20 protein-coding genes are annotated in these 20,107 nt (G+C 70.8%); 6 read left to right on the plus strand and 14 right to left on the minus strand.

From position 1 onward, the window contains the following. Positions 1-3 precede the first annotated feature (3 nt). Together RBJ77_RS29585 and RBJ77_RS29590 are read right to left on the minus strand one after the other, a co-directional pair. Positions 4-378, minus strand: a complete 375-nt coding sequence (locus RBJ77_RS29585; RefSeq protein WP_372347799.1) for a VOC family protein — start codon at positions 376-378, stop codon at positions 4-6. After that, positions 375-1,172, minus strand: coding sequence for a trans-aconitate 2-methyltransferase (locus RBJ77_RS29590; protein WP_372347800.1), 798 nt, complete (start codon positions 1,170-1,172; stop codon positions 375-377). Before RBJ77_RS29590 ends, RBJ77_RS29585 begins: the two co-directional genes overlap by 4 nt. An 88-nt stretch (positions 1,173-1,260) precedes the next feature. Between RBJ77_RS29590 and RBJ77_RS29595 the strand changes: the two genes are divergently transcribed. After that, positions 1,261-1,758, plus strand: coding sequence for a MarR family winged helix-turn-helix transcriptional regulator (locus tag RBJ77_RS29595; RefSeq protein WP_372347801.1), 498 nt, complete (start codon positions 1,261-1,263; stop codon positions 1,756-1,758). A gap of 307 nt (positions 1,759-2,065) precedes the next feature. On the opposite strand, the gene RBJ77_RS29600 is transcribed toward RBJ77_RS29595, so the two are convergent. Beyond that, positions 2,066-2,815 carry a LuxR C-terminal-related transcriptional regulator gene (locus RBJ77_RS29600; protein WP_372347802.1) on the minus strand — a complete coding sequence of 250 codons (750 nt, stop codon included), beginning with the start codon at positions 2,813-2,815 and terminating at the stop codon, positions 2,066-2,068. Between the two features lie 253 nt (positions 2,816-3,068). On the opposite strand from RBJ77_RS29600, the gene RBJ77_RS29605 reads away from it, so the two are divergent. After that, complete coding sequence (locus tag RBJ77_RS29605) at positions 3,069-3,524, plus strand: GNAT family N-acetyltransferase (RefSeq protein ID WP_372347803.1); 456 nt, start codon at positions 3,069-3,071, stop codon at positions 3,522-3,524. 25 nt (positions 3,525-3,549) lie between these two features. Here RBJ77_RS29605 and galK read toward each other — a convergent pair whose 3' ends face one another. The 3 genes from galK to galT form a co-directional block, all read right to left on the minus strand. Further along, positions 3,550-4,713, minus strand: coding sequence for a galactokinase (gene galK / locus RBJ77_RS29610; protein WP_372347804.1), 1,164 nt, complete (start codon positions 4,711-4,713; stop codon positions 3,550-3,552). 61 nt (positions 4,714-4,774) lie between these two features. Beyond that, on the minus strand, positions 4,775-5,734 hold the full coding sequence (gene galE / locus RBJ77_RS29615; RefSeq protein WP_372347805.1) for a UDP-glucose 4-epimerase GalE: 960 nt from the start codon (positions 5,732-5,734) through the stop codon (positions 4,775-4,777). Then, positions 5,734-6,798, minus strand: coding sequence for a galactose-1-phosphate uridylyltransferase (galT, locus tag RBJ77_RS29620; protein ID WP_372347806.1), 1,065 nt, complete (start codon positions 6,796-6,798; stop codon positions 5,734-5,736). The genes galE and galT overlap by 1 nt, the downstream gene beginning before the upstream one ends. Before the next feature lie 235 nt (positions 6,799-7,033). On the opposite strand from galT, the gene RBJ77_RS29625 reads away from it, so the two are divergent. Both RBJ77_RS29625 and RBJ77_RS29630 read left to right on the plus strand, forming a co-directional pair. After that, positions 7,034-8,716, plus strand: coding sequence for a sodium:solute symporter family protein (locus tag RBJ77_RS29625; RefSeq protein WP_255977535.1), 1,683 nt, complete (start codon positions 7,034-7,036; stop codon positions 8,714-8,716). 18 nt (positions 8,717-8,734) lie between these two features. Continuing rightward, complete coding sequence (locus RBJ77_RS29630; RefSeq protein WP_372347807.1) at positions 8,735-9,007, plus strand: hypothetical protein; 273 nt, start codon at positions 8,735-8,737, stop codon at positions 9,005-9,007. A 69-nt stretch (positions 9,008-9,076) separates the two neighbouring features. Here the strand turns inward: RBJ77_RS29630 and RBJ77_RS29635 are convergent, their stop codons facing one another. Both RBJ77_RS29635 and RBJ77_RS29640 read right to left on the minus strand, forming a co-directional pair. Beyond that, entirely contained in the window at positions 9,077-9,409 is a 333-nt protein-coding gene (locus tag RBJ77_RS29635; protein WP_372347808.1) for a hypothetical protein, read from the minus strand. After that, entirely contained in the window at positions 9,409-9,822 is a 414-nt protein-coding gene (locus tag RBJ77_RS29640) for an ATP-binding protein (RefSeq protein WP_372347809.1), read from the minus strand. Before RBJ77_RS29640 ends, RBJ77_RS29635 begins: the two co-directional genes overlap by 1 nt. A 220-nt stretch (positions 9,823-10,042) precedes the next feature. Between RBJ77_RS29640 and RBJ77_RS29645 the strand changes: the two genes are divergently transcribed. Together RBJ77_RS29645 and RBJ77_RS29650 are read left to right on the plus strand one after the other, a co-directional pair. Next, the gene (locus RBJ77_RS29645; RefSeq protein ID WP_372347810.1) at positions 10,043-10,894 is read left to right on the plus strand and encodes a DUF5753 domain-containing protein; all 852 of its coding nucleotides are present in this window, start codon (positions 10,043-10,045) and stop codon (positions 10,892-10,894) included. A gap of 8 nt (positions 10,895-10,902) precedes the next feature. Then, positions 10,903-11,265 carry a DUF397 domain-containing protein gene (locus tag RBJ77_RS29650; RefSeq protein WP_372347811.1) on the plus strand — a complete coding sequence of 121 codons (363 nt, stop codon included), beginning with the start codon at positions 10,903-10,905 and terminating at the stop codon, positions 11,263-11,265. Here RBJ77_RS29650 and RBJ77_RS29655 read toward each other — a convergent pair. The 6 genes from RBJ77_RS29655 to RBJ77_RS29680 form a co-directional block, all read right to left on the minus strand. After that, positions 11,262-12,026 carry a maleylpyruvate isomerase family mycothiol-dependent enzyme gene (locus RBJ77_RS29655; protein ID WP_372347812.1) on the minus strand — a complete coding sequence of 255 codons (765 nt, stop codon included), beginning with the start codon at positions 12,024-12,026 and terminating at the stop codon, positions 11,262-11,264. The two genes, RBJ77_RS29650 and RBJ77_RS29655, sit on opposite strands and share 4 nt — an antisense overlap. 221 nt (positions 12,027-12,247) lie before the next feature. Continuing rightward, positions 12,248-12,967 carry a LuxR C-terminal-related transcriptional regulator gene (locus RBJ77_RS29660; protein WP_372347813.1) on the minus strand — a complete coding sequence of 240 codons (720 nt, stop codon included), beginning with the start codon at positions 12,965-12,967 and terminating at the stop codon, positions 12,248-12,250. A gap of 265 nt (positions 12,968-13,232) precedes the next feature. After that, the gene (locus RBJ77_RS29665) at positions 13,233-15,155 is read right to left on the minus strand and encodes a PQQ-binding-like beta-propeller repeat protein (RefSeq protein ID WP_372347814.1); all 1,923 of its coding nucleotides are present in this window, start codon (positions 15,153-15,155) and stop codon (positions 13,233-13,235) included. Between the two features lie 54 nt (positions 15,156-15,209). Further along, a complete protein-coding gene (locus RBJ77_RS29670; protein WP_372347815.1) occupies positions 15,210-17,039 on the minus strand; it encodes a PQQ-binding-like beta-propeller repeat protein in 1,830 nt (609 codons plus the stop codon). A 203-nt stretch (positions 17,040-17,242) separates the two neighbouring features. Continuing rightward, positions 17,243-19,051 (minus strand): ABC-F family ATP-binding cassette domain-containing protein, encoded by a 1,809-nt coding sequence (locus tag RBJ77_RS29675; protein ID WP_372347816.1) that lies wholly within the window; start codon positions 19,049-19,051, stop codon positions 17,243-17,245. Positions 19,052-19,169: 118 nt separating this feature from the next. Then, positions 19,170-20,078, minus strand: coding sequence for a DUF4328 domain-containing protein (locus RBJ77_RS29680; protein ID WP_372347817.1), 909 nt, complete (start codon positions 20,076-20,078; stop codon positions 19,170-19,172). Positions 20,079-20,107 lie beyond the last annotated feature (29 nt).

The following is a 20,107-nucleotide window of genomic DNA, read 5'->3' on the forward strand; positions in this document are numbered from 1 at the left end:
TGGTCAGGGGCGCGCGTCGGCGGTCGGTTCGAGGAACTCCAGCCGGTTGCCGACGGGGTCCACGGAGGAGAACCGCCGGTGCCCCGGCAGCGCGTCGTCCCACACCACCTCGGCACCGAGCCGAGCGAGCCGGCCCGCGTACGCCTCGATGTCCCGCACCCGCAGCCCCGGGTGCGCCTTGCGCGCGGCCCGGAAGCCGGCCTCCACGCCCAGATGCAGCCGTACGTCACCGGCCTCGAACCAGCACCCGCCCCGCGCGGCGAGCTCCGGCGGCTTGGCGGTCTCGGTCATGCCGAGGACATCGGCGTAGAAGGCGCGCAGCAGGCCCTCGCTCCCCTCGGGGGCGGCGAGCTGGACGTGGTCAAGGGCCGTGATCACGCGGGCTTCACCGCGACCACGAAGATCCGCCGGAACGGCAGCACCGTGCCGTGCTCCGTCGCCGGGTACGCCTCCCTGAGCAGGTCCCGGTACTCGGTCACGAACGCGTCCCTGGCCGCCGGGTCGGCGTCGAGAGCGGCGAGCACGGGGCGCAGGCCGGTGCCCTTCACCCAGTCCAGGACGGGGTCCTGCCCCTCCAGCAGGTGGGTGTACGTGGTCTCCCAGGCGTCGACCGCGCAGCCGAGCCCGGCGAGCCGCTCCAGGTACGCGGTGGGCGTGAGCACCGCGTCGCCGTGCCGCAGTACCCCGGCGAGGCGGTCCTTCCAGCGGGCGGAGTCGGCGAGCTCCCGCATCAGGGCGTGGCTGGGGGCGTCGAAGTTGCCGGGGACCTGGAAGGCGAACGTGCCGCCCGGCGCGAGCGCGTCCACCCAGCGCGGGAAGGCGTCGACGTGCCCCGGCACCCACTGGAGCGTCGCGTTGGCCATGATCAGGTCGTGCGTCCGGGCCGGCGTCCAGTCCGCCGCGTCCGCGTACGCGAAGTCGAGCCGGTCCGTGGCGTGGACCTTGGCCTTCTCCAGCATCTCCGGCGAGTTGTCGTACCCGGTGATGCGCGCGGTGGGCCAGCGCTCGGTGAGCAGCGTCGTGACGTTGCCGGGGCCGCAGCCGAGGTCGGCGATGCGGGCCGGTTCGCGGGGCAGGGCGGGGACGCGGGCGAGCAGGTCGGCGAAGGGGCGGCCGCGGTGGCCGGCGTGCCGGAGGTACTGCTGCGGGTCCCAGGTGGGTGAGGTCGTCATGGTTCCAGGGTTCCCGGCAAAGTATCTCGATGTCAAGAGACTCGACTTCAAGAGACTTCATGTCGACACACCCCCTACACTGATCGTCATGGAGGACGAGGTCGACCGTCTGGTCGCAGCGTGGCGCCGGGAGCGCCCCGACCTCGACGTGGAGCCCCTCGAGGTGCTCAGTCGGGTCAGCAGACTCGCGCGCCATCTCGACCGCGCCCGCCGCATCGCGTTCTCCGAGCACCAGTTGGAGCCGTGGGAGTTCGACGTCCTGACGTCGTTGCGCCGGGCGGGTGCGCCGTACCAGCTCTCGCCCGGGCAGTTGCTGACGCAGACGCTGGTGACGTCGGGCACGATGACGAACCGGATCGACCGGCTCACCAAGAAGGGCCTCGTCGAGCGGCTTCCCGACCCCAGTGACCGGCGTGGTGTCCTGGTCCGCCTCACCGAGGAGGGGCGGGATCGGGCCGATCAGTCCCTGGCGGGGTTGCTGGCGCAGGAGCGGGCGATTCTGGCGGAGCTTTCCCGTACGGAGCGGGGTGAACTGGCGTCGCTCCTCCGCCAGTTGACGGCCCCCTTCGACAACATCCCCGGCTAGGCGCCGCAGCTTTCTCTGCCCGTCGCCGGGTGCGGCCCGGTGGGGGCTGGCCGCGCAGTTCCCCGCGCCCCTGAAGTACCGACTTCGGCTGCGGGTCCGGTGGGGGTTGCTCGCGCAGTTCCCCGCGCCCCTGGAAGGCGTGCGCTGGCGCGCAGCCCTCCCCCCGGCGCTGAGATGCCGCACCGCAGGTGCGCATCTCAGGGGCGCGGGGAACTGCGCGAGAAGCCCCACGCACCCGCACCCCGCGACGAAAGCCCCGCACGGCAGACGCCCCCGTAGACACCCACCCCGCCACACCCGGCAGGGCTCAGCTCGCGGCCTCCAGGTCGACCGGGCCGACCCCCGCCCGCCGCGCCAGCGCCACCGCCGCCAACGTCGAGTGCACGCCCAGCTTCCCCAGCACGTTCTGCATGTGCGTCCGCACCGTGTGCGGCGACAGGAACAACCGCTCGGCGACGGCCTTGCGCCCGAGCCCGGCCACCATGCAGCGCAACACCTCGCGCTCCCGCGGCGTCAGGGACTCCACGAGCCGCTCCGACTCCGTCCGGTGCTTGCGGGCCGCGGTCAACTCCCGCAGCACACCCGTCAGCAACGCCGGAGGCAGATGCGTCTCGTCCCGGAGCACGCCCCGTATGACGGTCAGCAGCCGCGACAGGGAGCAGTCCTTGGCGACCCATCCGGACGCCCCGGCCTGCAGCGCCATCGCGGCACGGCGCGGATCGTCCCGCTCGGCGAGCACCACCGTACGGACCGCGGGCTGTCCCGAACGGACGCCCGAGACCAGGGAGATGCCGTCCACCAGCCCGTTCTGCGCGGCCCCGTCCGGGACCACGGTGGGCGGACGCATGCCCTGCAGGGACGTCGCCCCCAGGTCCGCGTCGACGAGCAGCACATCGAATCTGCGCCCCTCGGCGGCCGCCCGGTCGAGGCAGCGCAGGGCGGCGGGGCCGCTGCCGGCCGCAGATACGTCGACGTCCGGCTCGGCGGCGAGCGCCGCTGCGAGGGACTCGGCGAAGATGCGATGGTCGTCGACGACCAGGACCCGAATACGAACCACGTGATAACCCCCACTGGTCGGGGGACGGACCAACGCAGGTACGGCGCCCGGAGTACAGGTCGCCGCAGCCGCACGGCCGCCGCCGTGCCCGAACTGCTACCCCCACTCCGGGCGTCGTACCCGGCTGTCTCGCCCCCTGATCAACACCGGCCCCCACCGGTGCTGTCCTCAGAGTAGGGCTGAAGGCCCTGAGGGGAAGGCAATTCGCAGAACTGATTGGCGGTTGACCGGCCCTCGACCGTCCGGCGCGTTTATGGTGAGGCCCATGTTTCGCATTGAGGCAGAAGTCGACAAAGAACGCCGCCTTCTGCTCCGCACGCTCCTGAGGAAGGCGAACGCCGAGGCCTCGCCCGAGCTGCGCGGGCTGCGCGGCACGCCGGACGAGCGCGAAACCCCGCTCCAGGTCTGGGCGTTGGCCGAGGACGGCAGTCTGGCCGGTGGTCTCGACGCGCACACCTGGGCGACCTGGCTGCACGTGAACCTGCTCTGGGTCGACGACCGGCACCGCGGCGCCGGCCTGGGCTCGCGGCTCCTCGCGGAGGCCGAGCGCATCGCCCGCGAGGATCGCGAATGCGTCAACTCCCGTGTGGAGACGTGGGACTTCCAGGCCCCGGGCTTCTACCGGCAGCACGGCTACGACGTGGTGGCCGTGGTGCCGGACTACCCGCCCGGGGTCAAGGAGTTCACGCTGACGAAGCGGCTGGGCTGAGCCGGCGCCCCGCCCCGCCCCTGCCTCAGGCCTCGCGCCGCGCCCCGGCCGACGGCACCGCCGGGAACACCCGCGGCGTCGTGTACCCGGCCTCCTCGAAGGCGGCGAGCACCGACTTCGTGACCGCGTCCGCGTCCGCCGTCTCCACCAGCACGATCGCCGAGCCGCCGAATCCGCCGCCCGTCATCCGGGCGCCGACCGCACCGGCGGCGCGGGCCGTGGCGACGACGAGGTCCAGCTCGGGGCAGGAGATGCGCAGGTCGTCGCGGAGCGAGACGTGGCCCGCGTCCAGGACCGGGCCGATGGCGCGCACGTCACCGGCGTCGAGGAGGCCGATGACCTGCTCGACGCGGTGGTCGTCGGAGACGATGTGCCGGACGTAGCGGACGACCTTCTCGTCCGCCCCCGCCTGCTCCAGCGTCCGCAGGGCGTCGTCCAGTCCGGCGTACGGGACGTCCCGCAGGTGCGAGACGCCGAGCAGCCGCGCGCCCTCCTCGCAGCCCGCGCGCCGCTCCGCGTACGCGCCGTCGCCCAGCTCGTGCTTGACGCGGGTGTCGACGACGAGGAGCTGGAGGCCCTGCGAGGCCAGGTCGAAAGGGACCTGCCGGATCGACAGGTCGCGGCAGTCCAGGTGCAGCGCGTGGCCCTCGGTCGCGCACGCCGACGCCATCTGGTCCATCACGCCGCACGGGACGCCCACGAAGACGTTCTCGGCGCGCTGCGCGAGGACCGCCAGCTCCGGCCCGGTCAGGCCGAGTTCGAAGAGCTCGTTGAGCGCGTACGCGGTCACGACCTCCAGGGCCGCGGACGACGAGAGGCCCGCGCCCGTCGGCACCGTCGAGGCGAGGTGGACGTCCGCGCCCGTGACGGCGTGGCCCGCGTCGCGCAGCGCCCAGACGACGCCCGCCGGGTAGGCGGCCCAGCCGCCCTGCCCGTACTTGCTCAGCGGGGTCAGCTCGTCGACGCGCAGTTCGGCGACGGGGGCGTCGATGTCGGCGGAGTGCAGGCGCAGCACGCCGTCGTCCCGCCGGGCCACCGCCGCGACCGCGGTGTGCGGCAGGGCGAGCGGCATGACGAAGCCCTCGTTGAAGTCGGTGTACTCGCCGATGAGGTTGACGCGGCCGGGTGCCGCCCACACTCCCGCGGGCTCGTAACCGTACAGATCGCTGAACTGAGCGGCGACGGACATGAGTTGAGGCCCTCTGATTCCTACTGGGTTCCTACTGGTTCCGGCTGGGTCCGACGTGTTCCTACTGCCGGCGTGCCTGGGCGAACGCCCAGGCGTCGGCGACGATGCCCGCGAGGTCCGCGCGGGACGGGTTCCAGCCGAGGCGCTCGTGCGCGGTGGCGGCGGAGGCGACGAGGACGGCCGGGTCGCCGCCGCGACGCGGGGCGACGATCTCGGGGATCGGGTGCCCGGTGACCTGGCGGACGGTCTCGATGACCTCGCGGACCGAGAACCCGTTGCCGTTGCCGAGGTTGCAGATCAGGTGCTCGCCGGGCTGCGCGGCCTCGACCGCGAGGAGGTGCGCCTCGGCGAGGTCGGCGACGTGGATGTAGTCGCGGACGCAGGTGCCGTCGGGCGTCGGGTAGTCGTCGCCGTAGACGGAGATCGCGTCGCGCCGGCCCTGGGCGACCTGGAGGACGAGCGGGATGAGGTGCGACTCGGGGTCGTGCCGCTCGCCGCAACTGCCGTACGCGCCCGCCACGTTGAAGTACCGCAGGGACACGGCGGCCAGCCCGTGCGCGGCCGCCTCACCGGTGATCATGTGGTCGACGGCGAGCTTCGAGGCGCCGTACGGGGAGGTGGGTGCGGTCGGGTCCGTCTCGGTGATCGGGGTGCTGACCGGCTCGCCGTACGTGGCCGCGGTGGAGGAGAAGACGAGCTTGCGGACGCCCGCGGAGCGCATGGCGCCGAGCAGCGCCATGGTCCCGCCGACGTTGTTGTCCCAGTACTTCTCGGGCTTCACGACGGACTCGCCGACCTGCGAGAACGCGGCGAAGTGCAGCACCGCGTCGTACGAGGCGTCGAGCCACTTGGCCGCGTCGCGGATGTCGCCCTCGACGAAGGTCGCGCCGGCGGGCACGCCCTCGCGGAAGCCGGTGGAGAGGTTGTCGAGGACGGTGACCTCGTGGCCCGCTTCCAGCAGGTGCTGCGCGACGACGCTGCCGACGTATCCGGCACCGCCCGTGACCAGGTACTTACCCATTACTTGCTCGCTACCTCTCGCAGTCGCTCGGCCGCGGTCTCCGGCGGCACGTCGTTGATGAACACGCTCATGCCGGATTCGGAACCCGCGAGGAACTTCAGCTTGCCGGAAGTGCGGCGGATGGTGAAAAGCTCGAGGTGGAGCGCGAAGTCGTCGCGGTTGACGCCCTCGAACTCGTCCAGCGAACCGAACGGCGCCTGGTGCCAGGCCGCGATGTACGGCGTCACCGGCTGGTCCTCACCGAAGATCCGGTCGAAGCGCCTCAAGAGTTCCAGATAAATCTTGGGGAACTCTGTGCGCGCTGCGTCGTCGAGCCCGAGCAGGTCGGGGACCTGGCGCTTCGGGTAGAGGTGGACCTCGTAGGGCCAGTGCGCGGCGTACGGCACGAAGGCGACCCAGTGCTCGCCCTCCAGGACGATCCGCGAGCCGTCCGCGAGTTCCTTCTCCAGCACGTCGGCGAAGAGGTTCCGGCCGCCGGTCTGCTCCTTGTGCTGGGCCAGCGAGCGCAGCATCAGGGCGGTGCGCGGGGTGGTGAAGGGGTAGCCGTAGATCTGGCCGTGCGGGTGGCCGAGGGTCACGCCGATCTCGGCGCCGCGGTTCTCGAAGCAGAAGACCTGCTCGACGGAGTCGAGGTGGGACAGCTCGGCGGTCCGGTCCGTCCACGCCTCCAGGACGAGTCCGGCCTGCTCCTCGCTGAGGTCGGCGAAGGACTTGTCGTGGTCGGAGGTGAAGCAGACCACCTCGCAGCGGCCGGAGTCACCGGCGAGCGAGGGGAACCGGTTCTCGAAGACGACGACGTCGTACGCGGAGTCGGGCACCTCGCTGAGCCGCTCGCCCTCGGACGGGCACAGCGGGCACTCGTCGGCCGGCGGGTGGTACGTGCGGCCCTGGCGGTGCGAGGCGATGGCCACGGAGTCACCGAGCAGCGGGTCGCGGCGGATCTCCGACGTGGTGACCGTGCGGTCGAGGGGGCGCCGGTCGACGGCTTCCCGGACGACGTCGTCGCGCGAGTCGTAGTAGATGAGCTCGCGCCCATCGGCAAGGCGGGTCGACGTCTTCTTCACGACCGATGCTCCTCATCGCACCAACCAAACAGAACCGAACACAACAAAGCATAAGCCAACAGTCGCGTCAAGAGAGCGAACGAGGGACGGACTGTGCGCTTTCTGTGCCACGTGATCACTTATTCGAGAGGCATCGATCACAATCCAACAAAGAACATCAAGGGAAGTGTTCACTTATTGAAGCCGGAGGCGTAGGTTCCGGACTGTTTCAGTTCGCGCAACGAAGCGAGATCTCATGCAGTCCCCCACAATCACGCTGGCGGCAGGGCTACGGCTGCCCACCAACGGCCTCGACTACGCGATCCTGGCGATCTACTTCGTCGTCGTCCTGGGCATCGGCTTCGCCGCCCGCCGCTCCGTGAAGACCAGCCTCGACTTCTTCCTGTCGGGCCGTTCGCTCCCTGCCTGGGTCACCGGCCTGGCCTTCGTCGCCGCCAACCTGGGCGCCACCGAGATCCTCGGCATGGCCGCGACCGGTGCGCAGTACGGCGTCGCGGTCGTCCACTGGTACTGGATCGGCGCCATCCCGGCCATGGTCTTCCTCGGCCTGGTGATGATGCCCTTCTACTACCGCTCGAAGGTGCGCTCGGTGCCGGAGTTCCTGCTCCAGCGCTTCGACAAGTCCGCCCACCTGCTCAGTTCGATCCTGTTCGCCTTCGCGGCGATATTGATCGCGGGCGTGAACCTCTACGCCCTGTCGATCGTCGTCGAGGCGCTGCTCGGCTGGCCCCAGTGGGTGGCCATCGTGGTCGCGGGCGCCTTCGTCCTCGCGTACATCACCATCGGCGGCCTGTCCTCCGCGATCTACAACGAGGTCCTGCAGTTCTTCGTGATCCTCGCGGCGCTCATCCCGATCTGCATCATCGGCCTCAAGCGCGTCGGCGGCTGGGGCGGCATGACGGACTCGCTGAAGTCCCAGCACGGGGACAACTTCATGTCGGCGTGGGGCGGCACCGGCATCGGTGACGCCAACCCGCTCGGCGCGAACTGGCTCACGATCATCCTCGGCCTCGGCTTCGTCCTCTCCTTCGGCTACTGGACGACGAACTTCGCGGAGGTCCAGCGCGCCCTGTCGGCCAAGAACCTCTCGGCCGCCCAGCGCACCCCGCTGATCGCCGCCTTCCCGAAGATCTTCATCGTGTTCCTGGTGATGATCCCGGGCATGGTCGCCGCGGTCCTCGTCCCGAAGATCGGCGGCGCCGGCTCGGACCTCACCTACAACGACGCGATCCCGTACCTGATGCAGGAACTGCTGCCCAACGGCGTCCTCGGCATCGCGGTGACCGGTCTGCTGGCCGCGTTCATGGCGGGCATGGCGGCGAACGTCTCGTCGTTCAACACCGTGTTCACGTACGACATCTGGGCCAAGTACGTGAAGACCGACAAGCCCGACGGCTACTACCTGAAGTTCGGTCGCCTCATCACGGCGATCGGTGTGGTGGCCTCGGTCGGCACGGCGTTCATCGCGTCGTCGTTCTCGAACATCATGGGGTACCTGCAGACCCTCTTCTCCTTCTTCAACGTCCCAATGTTCGTGGTCTTCATCATCGGCATGTTCTGGAAGCGCGCGTCCATGAAGTCGGGCGTGTGGGGCCTGCTGGCGGGTACCACCGCCGCGATGCTCAACTACTTCTGGATCTACAAGCAGGGTGTCATCGACATCCCCACCGACCAGGGCGCCAACTTCGTCTCGGCGATCGTCGGCTTCGTCGCCGGTGCGGTCGTCATGATCGTGGTCACGCTCTTCACCGCCCCCAAGCCGGAGGCGGAACTGGCCGGTCTGGTCTACGGCACGACGGCCCCCGGCCTGGAGGAGCCGCCCGCCGAGGGCGACAGCGCCTGGTACCGCAAGCCGGCCCTGCTCGGCTGGGGCGCGATCGTCCTCGCCGCGCTCTGCTACCTCCCCTACTCCCTCTGATCGGAGGCGCGATCTCTCATGTCTGATCTCCAGAACGAAGTCTCCGAACTGGAACGCAAGCCCGCGACGGCGGCTCGCCTCTTCGACATCCGGCGCATCATCGGCGGCCTGTTCGTCCTGTACGGCGTGATCGTCACGATCGCCGGCATCACGGCGTCCGACGCGGACCTGAAGAAGGCCGAGAACATCAACATCAACCTCTGGACGGGGTTGGGCATGCTGGCGCTCGGCCTCTTCTTCCTGGTGTGGCTGAAGCTCCGCCCGACGGCTCCGCCCACCCCGGACGAGTAGTCCCTACCGGGTTGACCGGGGCCGGGGCCCACCGTTCTGACGCGGTGGGCTCCGGCCCTTTCGCCGTCTTCAGGCCGTCCGCTCGGTGCCGAAGAGGTCGGCCGCGTCGGTCACGTGGACGGCGCGCTCGGCCCACACGGTGAGCTGCTCGGCGTCGGCGCAGGCGAGGACGCGGTCGCGCACGGCGCCGGGGACGGTCAGGCCGCGCCATTCGAGGATGCGGAGGGTCATCTCGGCCTGGGCCTGAGCGCGGCCCTCTTCACGGCCTTCCTCACGGCCTTCCTCGCGGCCTTCCTCGCGCACCTTCTCGGCCACGGGATGCCGGAAGAAGTAGCTCACCTGCGTCACCTCTGTTTCCTTGCGGAAGAAGTGGTGCATCGTCTCGTGCGGTGAGCTGACCATCAGGCGGCCGCCCCGAGTTCGCACCAGACGAGTTTGCCGTGGTCGCCGCTGCTCAGTACCGGGTGCCAGCCCCAGCCGTCGGCGCAGGCCCGTACGAGGTCGAGGCCTCGGCCCTGTTCGGCGTCCGGTGGGGTGAAGAGGGGTGGGGCGGGTGGTTTCGGGTCCGCGTCCCAGACGCCGATCCGGAGGACTCCGTCGGCCCAGCGGAGGCGGAGCGCGGCCGGGCCCTTGGTGTGGCGGACGGCGTTGGTGACCAGTTCCGTCGCCAACAGTTCGGCTACGTCGAGGAGTTGGGGTGGTCCATGGACGGTCAGGACGAGGCGGAGGGTTCGGCGGGAGACCGTCACGGCCCGGGGGTCGTTCGGGATGCACAGGGTGTATTCCCACGGCTCGGAGCACGAGGATGGCGACATGCGGGAACTCCGTTGGTCAGTACGGGAGTTGAGGCGCGGCGAGGTGGTTCGGGTGGTGGCAGTGTCGCCGCCGGCATGGCATGGCGGGGCGGTGCGCTTCCGGATCCCGGATTCGCTGCGTTGCGACGCGTCACTGACGGTATGCCTGAAAATTAAGGAGCTGCAAGCCGGTCGCGTAATCTGACACCCGAAAGAGGCACTCCAGAGGGCGAGTTGGCACATGGCGACGAGGCGCAACCCCACGGCGCGGCAGATCCGCCTGGGCGCAGAGCTGCGCAGACTCCGCGAGGCCGCGGGCCTCAAGGCGCGTGCGGCGGCCGCCCTCCTCGGGGCCGACTCCGTCCAGATGAGCCAGATCGAAGCCGGAGTCTCCGGGGTGAGCGAGGAGCGGGTGCGCCGACTCGCAGCCAACTACGCCTGCGCGGACGAGGCGTTGATCAACGCACTCGTGGTGATGGCGACCGACCGGACCCACGGCTGGTGGGAGGAGTTCAGGGGCGTCCTCCCAGCCCCGTTCCTGGACCTGTCCGAGCTCGACCACTACGCGACGTTCCGGCGCGACGTGGCCGTCATCCACGTACCCGGGCTGCTCCAGACGGAGGCGTACGCCCGCGCCCTGTTCGCGTACACGACGCCCGAGCTGCCCGAGAGCGAGCTGGAGCACTGGGTGGAGCACCGGATGCGGCGGCGGATCGTCATCGAGGACACCGACCCCATTCCGTACGACGCCGTGATCCACGAAACCGCGCTCCGCATCCGCGTCGGCGACCGCAAGGAATCCCGCGCCCAGCTCCAGCGCGTCCTCGACGCCTCGGAGGCGGACCACGTGACGGTGCGGGTCGTCCCCCTCGACCTGGACGGGTTCGCCGGAGCCGGGAGCTCGATGGTGCACCTGGGCGGAGCGGTGAACCGTCTGGACACCGTCATCAGGGACGCGCCCCACGGCACCGTGTTCATCGACGCGGAGGCCCAACTGGCCCACTTTCGAACGCTCTTCCGTAAGGTGGAGAAGGCATCGCTCGACCCGACCACGTCGCGGAACTTCATCCACCAGTTGACCAAGGAACTGTGAGGCCGGCCATGACCACCGTCCCGTGGCAGAAGTCGTCCTTCTCGGGCGGCGGCGAGGGCAACGACTGCGTCGAACTGGCACCCGCCCCCGGCAACGGCATCCGCCTGCGCGAAAGCGACACGCCCACGGTCGAACTGACCACCACCCAACCCCCGTTGGCCCACCTCATCCACACCCTCAAAGGCCACCCGGGAACCGGGACCGCCCCCACGCCCCGCCTCGACGTCACCTTCGCCCCGGACGGCGACCTGGTCCACCTGCGCGAGACCTCGGCCCCGGGCACCGTGGTCACGACGACCCGCCGGAAGTGGGACGCGTTCGTACGCGGCGTGCGGGCGGGCGAGTTCGACCACTTCGTGCGGCCCGCCTAGTCCTCCGGCTCCCACTCCGCGAGAAGGTCGAAGATCGCGCTGTCGCCCGCCAGTTCCAGGGTGTCCAGCGGGACGCGGCCGTGCAGGGCCAGGACCAGGTCGGGGGCCGGGGCCCGGACCGAGGCCGCGGGGAGGACGGCGGTGAGGGGCGGACGGGCGACGACGGCGCCCCTGGCCGAGAGGATCAGGCGCCAGGTGTGGCCGTCCGTGGTGTGGAAGTCGATCTGGGCCGGCTGGTGCGGCCAGGGGCTGGTCGTGGCGCAGCACGTGGAGAGGAACTCGTCGATGCCGTCGAGTGCGGCCTCGTACGGGAGCGGCTGCGGGATGCCCGCGGTGAGCTGGGCGTCGTAGGTGTGGACCGCCATCTCCTGGAGCTGGTGGCGGGCCACGGCGCCCGTCGTGCGCGGGGACTCCGACGCGCCCCACCAGGTCCAGCAGTCGCGGTCCGGCCCCACCGTGCGCAGCGCGTCCAGGAACCGCTGGAACGCGTCGGCCAGCCAGGCGAGGAGCGCCTCCCGCTCCCGAGGGGCGGGCGTGGGCTCGACCGTGGGGGGCACGTCGACCGGGCCCGCCGCGACCGTCACCGCCCAGAAGTGGCGCCGCGAGCCGAGGTGGTGGGCCAGGTCGCGCAGCGTCCAGTCGGGACAGGTCGGGACCTGTGCGTCGAGGTCGGGCGCGGCGGCGATCGCGGCACGGAAGGCCGTCGCCCGGTCGTCGATCAGGCGCAGCAGGTCGGCGAAGTCAGGGGTCGTCTTGTCCACCCCGGCTGTCTACCAGGCAGTTCGCCGGAGGGACAGCGCTTATCCGTGGCGGAGAACGCGAAAGTCCCGCACCGTGAACACGGGGCGGGACCTTCGATCTGGAGCGCCGGGCAGGCCTTGCACCTGCATTTCCCCGCAGGAAGCGGGGCGTCTTTCCTTGGACCACCAACGCACTGTTCGTCACCCGGAGTTGGGGTGACCAACGCAAGATCGACTATAGCTCAGGAATCCGGATTCGGCGACTCCGGCGTGGGCGCGGGGGTCGTGGAGGGGGCCACGGGGCCCGCGCGGTCCAGCAGGCCCGTGCGCGCGGCGAGGGCCGCCGCCTCCAGCCGCGAGCCGACGCCCAGCTTCATCAGGACCCGCTGGACGTGGGTGCGCGCCGTCGACGGGGCGATGCCCATGCCGGCCGCGATCAGCCGGGTGTCCTCGCCGTCCGCGACCCGGACCAGCACCTCGACCTCGCGCGGCGTCAGCATCTGCAGGAGGCGCTGGCCCTCGTCGTCGGGCTGGGCCGCCGGGTTGAGCAGCTCGCTGAACGCCCCCTGGAGGAGGGACGGCGCCACCGCCGCCTCCCCGGCGCGCGCCTTCATCAGGGCACGCTCGACCCCTTCGATGCGCTCGTCGTGGCGTACGTAACCGGAGGCGCCCGCGGCGAAGGCGGCCGCGATGCCGCGCGGCGACGGCACCGGTCCGAGGACGACGACCGCGACCTGCGGCCGTTCCCGCTTGATACGGATCACCGGGTCGAACGTGCCGGGTTCGGCCGGGGTCGCCGTGCCCAGGAGGCAGACCTCCGGGGCGCGCGAGATGACCAGTTCGGCGGCGCCCGCGGCGGGCGCGGCCGCGGCGAGCACGCGGTGCCCGCGCAGCTTCAGCGCCGAAGCGAGCGCCTCGGCGAGCAGTCGGTGGTCGTCGACCACCATGAGCCGCACACCCATTGAGCCAACCCCCCAGTTCGCCCCAGGAGCAGCATGGATCTCCCGGGCCCCCCACGGACAGGCGAGCCCCCCGACTCCCCGTCCTCCTTCATCCCCCGGAAGCTACACGCTTGTTCGACGTTGCGCGCCCCCTACCGGTGAGAAGCGGCCCTGAATGCTGAAAACCCGGCTTTTCAGGGGTGATTGGGGGTAGAGGAGCGCATATGTCGACGGCCCCGCGCCCCGGTGACCGGGGGCGGGGCCGTCGACAGGACGTGGGCCGCGGCTAGTTGGTCGTGAAGCCGAGGACCGTGTACTGCTTGTCGTCGTTCGAGTACGGCTCGCTGATCAGGTCCTTGCCCATGAACAGCCGGCCGCCGGAGTACAGCATCTCGGAGGACGTCGGCACCATCCGGCTGGTCGCGTCCCGGACCGCCTGGGTCGCGGGCGTCTCCAGCAGGACCGTCTGCTTCATGGACTTGGAGTCGACGGTGACGATCTGGGAGCCCTTGTCGTACGGGCCGTCCTTGTACGCCAGCACGTTGCTGCCGTCCATCCGCAGCGGGAAGATCTCGTAGTCGTCGCCGCTGTCGATGCGGTCACCGGTCAGCTTGCCGGTGGCCAGGGAGAACGACACGACCTCGTTGACCTGCGAGGTGCCGGAGCCGTCGTGCTGGAGGGACGGCAGGTAGAGCCGGTCGTTGCCGACCACGACGCCCTTGCAGCCGTGCACCTCGCCGACCTCGCAGTCGATGTCGTACTTCTCGGCGTCGACGGAGATCTTGGCGCGCAGCTTGCCGCTGTCGTCGAGCGAGAACGCGTCGGTGTACTTGACCTCTTCGCCGAGGGCGACACCGAAGGAGACCGGCTTGGTGGAGAACACCGAGAGCAGGTTGACCGTGCCGGCGCCGCCGGGGACCTTGTACGTCCACTTCGGCTTGCCCGACGTCGGGTCGAGGAGCTGGATCTCGAAGGTCTCCTCGTCGAAGTCGCCGCACTTGCGGACCGCGACGAGCTGCTCGCCGCCGCGGTAGCCGACGTCCTCGCAGGAACCGGCCTGCGGCTTCCACAGGACCTTGCCGGACTTGATGTCGAAGGCCGCGCCACCGTCGTAGCCGCCGCCGACCGCGAGCGTGGAGCCGCTGATGGACAGCTCCTTGAACGCGATCTTCTGGCCGCCCGCGTCGACGCTGTCCGACCACACCTTCTTACCGGTGTTCACGTCGAACACGGTGATCTCGGTGCACTGAAAGTGGTCGCCGTCCTTCTTGCGCTTGCCGTCCTCGGCGAGCACGGCGGCGAGACCGGCCTCGGTGACCTCGGGCGAGGCGCCGCAGGTCTGGCCGGACAGCGGCAGCGTCCACTTCTTGGTGCCGGAGTCCGGCTCGTAGCCGACGAGCTCGTTCAGGCCCGCCTTGACGTACATCGAGTCGGTCAGCCAGGAGCCCGCGGTGCTCCACACGGCGTCCTTTGCGACCTTCGGGGCCGGGAGCTGGAAGGCGATCTTCGCGCCGGTGCTCGACGGGACCTTCTCCTCGCCGCCGCTGCCACCGCCGCCGATGCCGCCCTCGCCGCCCTTGCCGCCCTTCTTGCCGCCGTCGGCGGAGTTCTTCGTGTCGTCCTTGCCGTCGTCGGAGGACGAACCGGCGTACAGGATGCCGCCGCCGACGATCAGGGCGATGACCACGACCGCGGCGGTGACGATCCACACGACCGGGTTGACGGGCTTCTTGCCGCCACCGCCGGCCGGCGGCATCGGCGTGGTGGGCGGCTGCGGGTAGCCGTACTGCTGCTGGCCGAACTGCGGCTGCCCGTAAGGCTGCTGGCCGTACTGCTGAGGCTGCGGCGGCTGTCCGTACGCCGGAGTGGGCGGCTGGTTCGGCTGCTGGCCCGGGTAGCCGTAGCCCGGCTGGCCCGCCGGCGGTCCGGCGGGCGGGGGCGGCGGCGTCTGGGGGGCCTGCGGTGCCTGCGGTGCCTGGGGTGCCTGCGGGTAGCCGTAGCCCGGGGCGCCGTCCGGCGGGGGCGGGGTCGGGGCGCCGAAGCCGCCCGGCGGGGGCGGGGTGGGCGCGCCGAAACCACCCGCGGGGGCGGCCGGGGGCGCGGCGGGCGGAGCGTCCTGCGGCTCCGGCTGCTTCTGGAACGGGTTCTGCGGCGGCTCGTTCGGAGGCTGCTGGGGCGGCTGCGGTGGCTGCTGGGGCGGCTGCGTCATGGCGTGGGTACCTCGGGGTGCCTTTACGTGGGGACGGTCGGGGAGTGCGTGACGTCAGTCGCCGTACGCCAGCATCAGTTTCTGCTGGCCCTTGGCGCTGCCGGACAGGTTGGTGGCGGAGAGGTAGAACCGCCCGTCGACGAAGTCGACGGCCTTCGAGTAGAAACCGCTCTCGATCTCGGAGGTGCCCGCCGGGTTCTGCAGCAGCGTCTTCGGCGTGTGCGAGCCGGTGACCGCGATCGACACGACGCGTCCGGGCTGGCCGCCGTACGACGCCTCCATGTACGCGACGAGCGCGCCGTCCTTGACGTTCACCGGCTCCATCGACTGGTCCTGCGGCGACTTGACGCGCCAGCGCTCCTTGCCGCTGGTCAGGCTGATCGCGACGACCTCGTTGGCCCCGCCGGTCTTGCCCTTGGTCGGCATGTAGAGGGTGCTCGCGTCGGCGACGACGCCCTGGCAGCCGCCCAGGTCACGGGTGAGGAACGAGAACGTCGAACCGCAGCCCGTGTCGAGGGACTTGATGGCCGAGCTGACCTCGGCCGCCACCGCCGAGCTGTTGTCCTTGTAGGAGGCGATGTTGTACGCCTTCTTGTCGTCGTTCTCCGCGTAGACGACCAGCGGGCTGACGGAGTAGACGTGCGAGATCTGCCAGTCCTTGGGGTACTTGCGGGTCCAGACGGCCTTGCCGGTCTCGGGGTCGAGCTGGCGCAGCTCCTCGTGGGCGTTGTTGCCGCCCGCGCCGCAGGACGCCACCGACAGCAGCTTCTTGCCGTCGCCGGTGTAGGCCTTGGGGAAGCAGTCGTTGCCGTACTGCTGGACGACGAACTTCTTCTTCTGGCCCGTCTTGGCGTCCAGGCCGACGCCGGACATCTGGCGGCCGACCATCAGGGTGTCGGAGCCGACGTAGGTCAGACCGATGCTGGAGCCGGTGCCGTCGAAGAAGTCGTCGTCCGACTCCTTCTCGGCGATCTTGGTCGTCCAGCCCTTCTCGCCGGTGGCGAGGTCGATCTCCTGGACCTGGTTGCAGTTGGCCTTCGTGCCGTTGCCGCTCATGTACGCCACGGCGATCTTGCCGTCGGCGGACGCTTCCTTCGTGACCGAGCAGATCTTCTGCGGCAGCTCGATCGCGGGCCAACTGATCTTGCCGTCCGCGACGTTGTACCCGAGGACTTCCTTGTACGCGGCCTTCACCGCGACCTTGTCCGTGATCCACATGCCGGGGGCGTCGGCGCCGGAACCGGGCACCTTGGGCGCCGTCTTGTACCAGAGGACCTTCGCCTCGCCGTCCTGCCGGCCCTCGTTCAGGTCCTCGTCACCGGCGTGCCCGTCGCCCTGGCCGTCGCCCGGGTTGACCGGCGCGGAGGCGGAGGAGGACGTCTTGGGGTCCTTGTTCTTGCCGGCCTCGGGGTCCTTCTCGTCGTCGTCACCGCCGACGACCGCGAAGACGACACCACCCGCGACCAGGAGCAGCGCGAGGGCCGATCCGGCGATCACCCACGTCTTGCCCTTGACGCCGCCGCCACCGCCGGACGGCGGGACGGGCGCGCCGGGCGGCTGCTGGGGCGGGTAGCCGTACTGCGGCTGCTGCCCGTAGGGACCGGGCTGCTGGCCGTACGGTCCCGGCTGCTGCGGCTGGCCGTACGGGCCGGGCTGCTGGGGCTGCTGGGGCTGCTGGCCGTAGGGTCCGGGCTGCTGGCCGTACGGGCCGGGCTGCGGAGGCTGCTGCTGCTGCTGCGGGTAGCCGTATCCGGGCTGCGGTGCGGCCGGGGGCTGCTGCGGCGGGGCGGCAGGCGGAGGCGGCGTCTGCGGGTTCGGCGACGCCTGCGGATCCTGTGGTGCTCCGAAGCCACCGGACGGCGGCTGGTTGGGCGGCTGAGTCATCAGCGCTTCCCCCCTCTTCACTGATGTACCGGCACGCCTGGGGTGATTTCCGGACGTTCTCAGGTCGGTCGAGGGCTTCCCTCAGGCTCCCCTCAGCCGCCCTTTCTATCACCCTGTGCACTCGCACACAGGGCCGGTCCGCCCCCTGTTCCCAAGGGAGGACCGGCCCGTGATGCGTCTGTTACGCGCCTTGCACGCGTCCTTCACGCGTCTTCGGCGAGCTCCAGCCAGCGCATTTCCAACTCCTCGCGCTCCCCCACGAGTTCACGCAACTGGGCGTCCAGGTCGGCCACCTTGGCGAAATCCGTCGCGTTGTCGGCGATCTGCGCGTGCAGCTTGGACTCCTTGTCGGAGATCTTGTCCATCTGGCGCTCGATCTTCTGCAGTTCCTTCTTGGCGGCGCGGGCGTCGGCGGCCGACGGGCCCGCCTTGGCGGGGGCCGCGGCGGCGGGCGCCGGGGCGGGCGCGGCGGCGTCGATCATCCGCTGCCTGCGCTCCAGGTACTCGTCGATGCCGCGCGGCAGCATCCGCAGCGTGCCGTCGCCGAGCAGCGCGAAGGTGTTGTCGGTGGTGCGCTCGATGAAGAACCGGTCGTGGGAGATGACGACCATGGAGCCGGGCCACCCGTCGAGCAGGTCCTCCAGCTGGGTCAGCGTCTCGATGTCGAGGTCGTTCGTCGGCTCGTCGAGGAACAGCACGTTCGGCTCGTCCATGAGCAGGCGCAGGATCTGGAGCCGGCGGCGCTCGCCACCGGACAGGTCGCCGACCGGAGTCCACTGCTTCTCCTTGGAGAAGCCGAACTGCTCGCACAGCTGGCCCGCGGTCATCTCCCGGCCCTTGCCGAGGTCGACCCGGTCCCTGATCTGCTGCACGGCCTCCAGCACCCGCAGGGTGCCCGGGAGTTCGGTGACGTCCTGCGAGAGGTAGGCGAGCCGGACCGTCTTGCCGACGACGATCTTCCCGGCGGCCGGCTGGACGTCGCCCTGGCTGCGGGCGGCGTCCGCGAGGGCGCGCAGCAGGGACGTCTTGCCCGCGCCGTTCACCCCGACCAGGCCGACGCGGTCGCCCGGGCCGAGCTGCCAGGTCAGGTGCTTCAGCAGCACCTTGGGTCCGGCCTGGACGGTCACGTCCTCCAGGTCGAATACGGTCTTGCCGAGCCGGGCGTTCGCGAACTTCATCAGCTCGCTGGTGTCGCGCGGCGGCGGCACGTCCGCGATCAGCTCGTTGGCCGCCTCGATGCGGTAGCGGGGCTTGGAGGTGCGGGCGGGGGCGCCGCGGCGCAGCCAGGCAAGCTCCTTGCGCATCAGGTTCTGCCGCTTGGCCTCCTCGGTCGCGGCGATCCGCTCCCGCTCGGCCCGGGCGAACACGTAGTCGGAGTAGCCGCCCTCGTACTCGAAGACGTCGCCCTTCTGCACGTCCCACATCCGCGTGCAGACCTGGTCGAGGAACCACCGGTCGTGCGTGACGCAGACGAGCGCGGAGCGGCGGGCCTGGAGGTGCCGGGCCAGCCAGGAGATGCCTTCCACGTCGAGGTGGTTGGTCGGCTCGTCGAGGATGATCAGGTCCTGCTCGGCGATGAGCAGCTTGGCGAGCGCGATGCGGCGCCGCTCACCGCCGGAGAGCGGTCCGATCACGGTGTCCAGGCCCTGCGCGAACCCCGGCAGGTCGAGCCCGCCGAACAGGCCGGTCAGCACGTCGCGGATCTTGGCGCTGCCCGCCCACTCGTGGTCGGCGAGGTCACCGATCACCTCGTGCCGGACGGTCGCCTCCGGGTCGAGCGAGTCGTGCTGGGTGAGGACGCCGAGGCGCAGGCCGCCGTTGTGCGTGACGCGGCCGGTGTCGGCCTCCTCCAGCTTGGCGAGCATGCGGATCAGGGTCGTCTTCCCGTCCCCGTTCCGCCCGACCACGCCGATGCGATCTCCCTCGGACACGCCGAGGGAGACTCCGTCGAGCAGGGCACGGGTGCCGTACACCTTGCTGACTGCCTCGACATTGACCAGGTTGACTGCCATTTCGCTCCTGCCACGGGACGGTGCTGCGCCCTCCGGGGGTGGGCCGACCTTCAAGCGTAGTCGGCGTGACAGGTGTGACGGTCCCCCGATCAGCCGCGGGCCGGCCGCCGACCGGTGGCTACCAGCCCTGTCCCGGGTACGGGGCCGGGCCGGGGGCGGGGCCCGCCGGTCCGAGGCCGAACCGGGCGTCCTGCACCGCGCTGATCGTCCGGACCGCGAGGATCGCGCAGATGCCCGCCCCGATCAGTGCCAGGTTCGAGCCCATGAGGACGAGCGAGGCGGTGCGGGCGCCCTCCAGGGAGGGGTCGCTCTCGTTCATCGAGCTGGAGTACATCGGCCAGCCGATGCCGGCCAGCACGCTGGACAGCACCCAGCACGCCCACCAGCCGTTGACCGCGCCGAGGCCGCCGGGGCGCTGGGCGCCCCGGCTCGCGGCGACGACGTCGTCGGTGATCGCCTTCGGTATCCACCAGTTGGCGAACGGGATGAACCAGGCGCCGACGGCCATGCCGGTCGAGTGCCGGTGCCGACCGAGACCCTCGACATTGGCCCGGGCCTTGTGGAACCAGACCAGGAACACCGGCGCCGCGGCGAGGAACCCGACGAACAGCAGCACGATCGTGGTGGCCCGGAAGTCGTCGATGGAGTCGGCCTCGGCGAGGTCGGTCGTCCAGATGCTGCCCAGGGCGTCGTACAGCCGGTAGTCCGCGACGACCCGGAGCAGTGCGAGCACGGCGACGAGCGCGAACAGGACGGTGACCGCCGTGCTCAGTCCGGCGAGCCGGGCCGGCGGGCGCAGCATCGCCGGATATCCGCCCCCGTAGGGCGCGAGCGGCGGCGCCGGGTACGTGCCGGCCGGGCCGGGCCCGGGCGGCGGCATCGCGCCGTACTGCGGCGGTGCGTACGGATTGGGCTGCGGCGGGGCCTGCGGTGGTGGCGCGTACGCCCCCTGGGCCGGTGGGCCGTCGCAGCGCGGGCAGCGGCCGTCCGCCCCCACGAACGCCGCACGGCAGCGTGTGCACTCCATGGCCAGATCCCCCGATTCCCCGTCCCGCC

The sequence above is a fragment of the Streptomyces sp. KL116D genome, assembly GCF_030766975.1.
In the GTDB taxonomy this organism is placed as follows: domain Bacteria; phylum Actinomycetota; class Actinomycetes; order Streptomycetales; family Streptomycetaceae; genus Streptomyces; species Streptomyces longispororuber_A.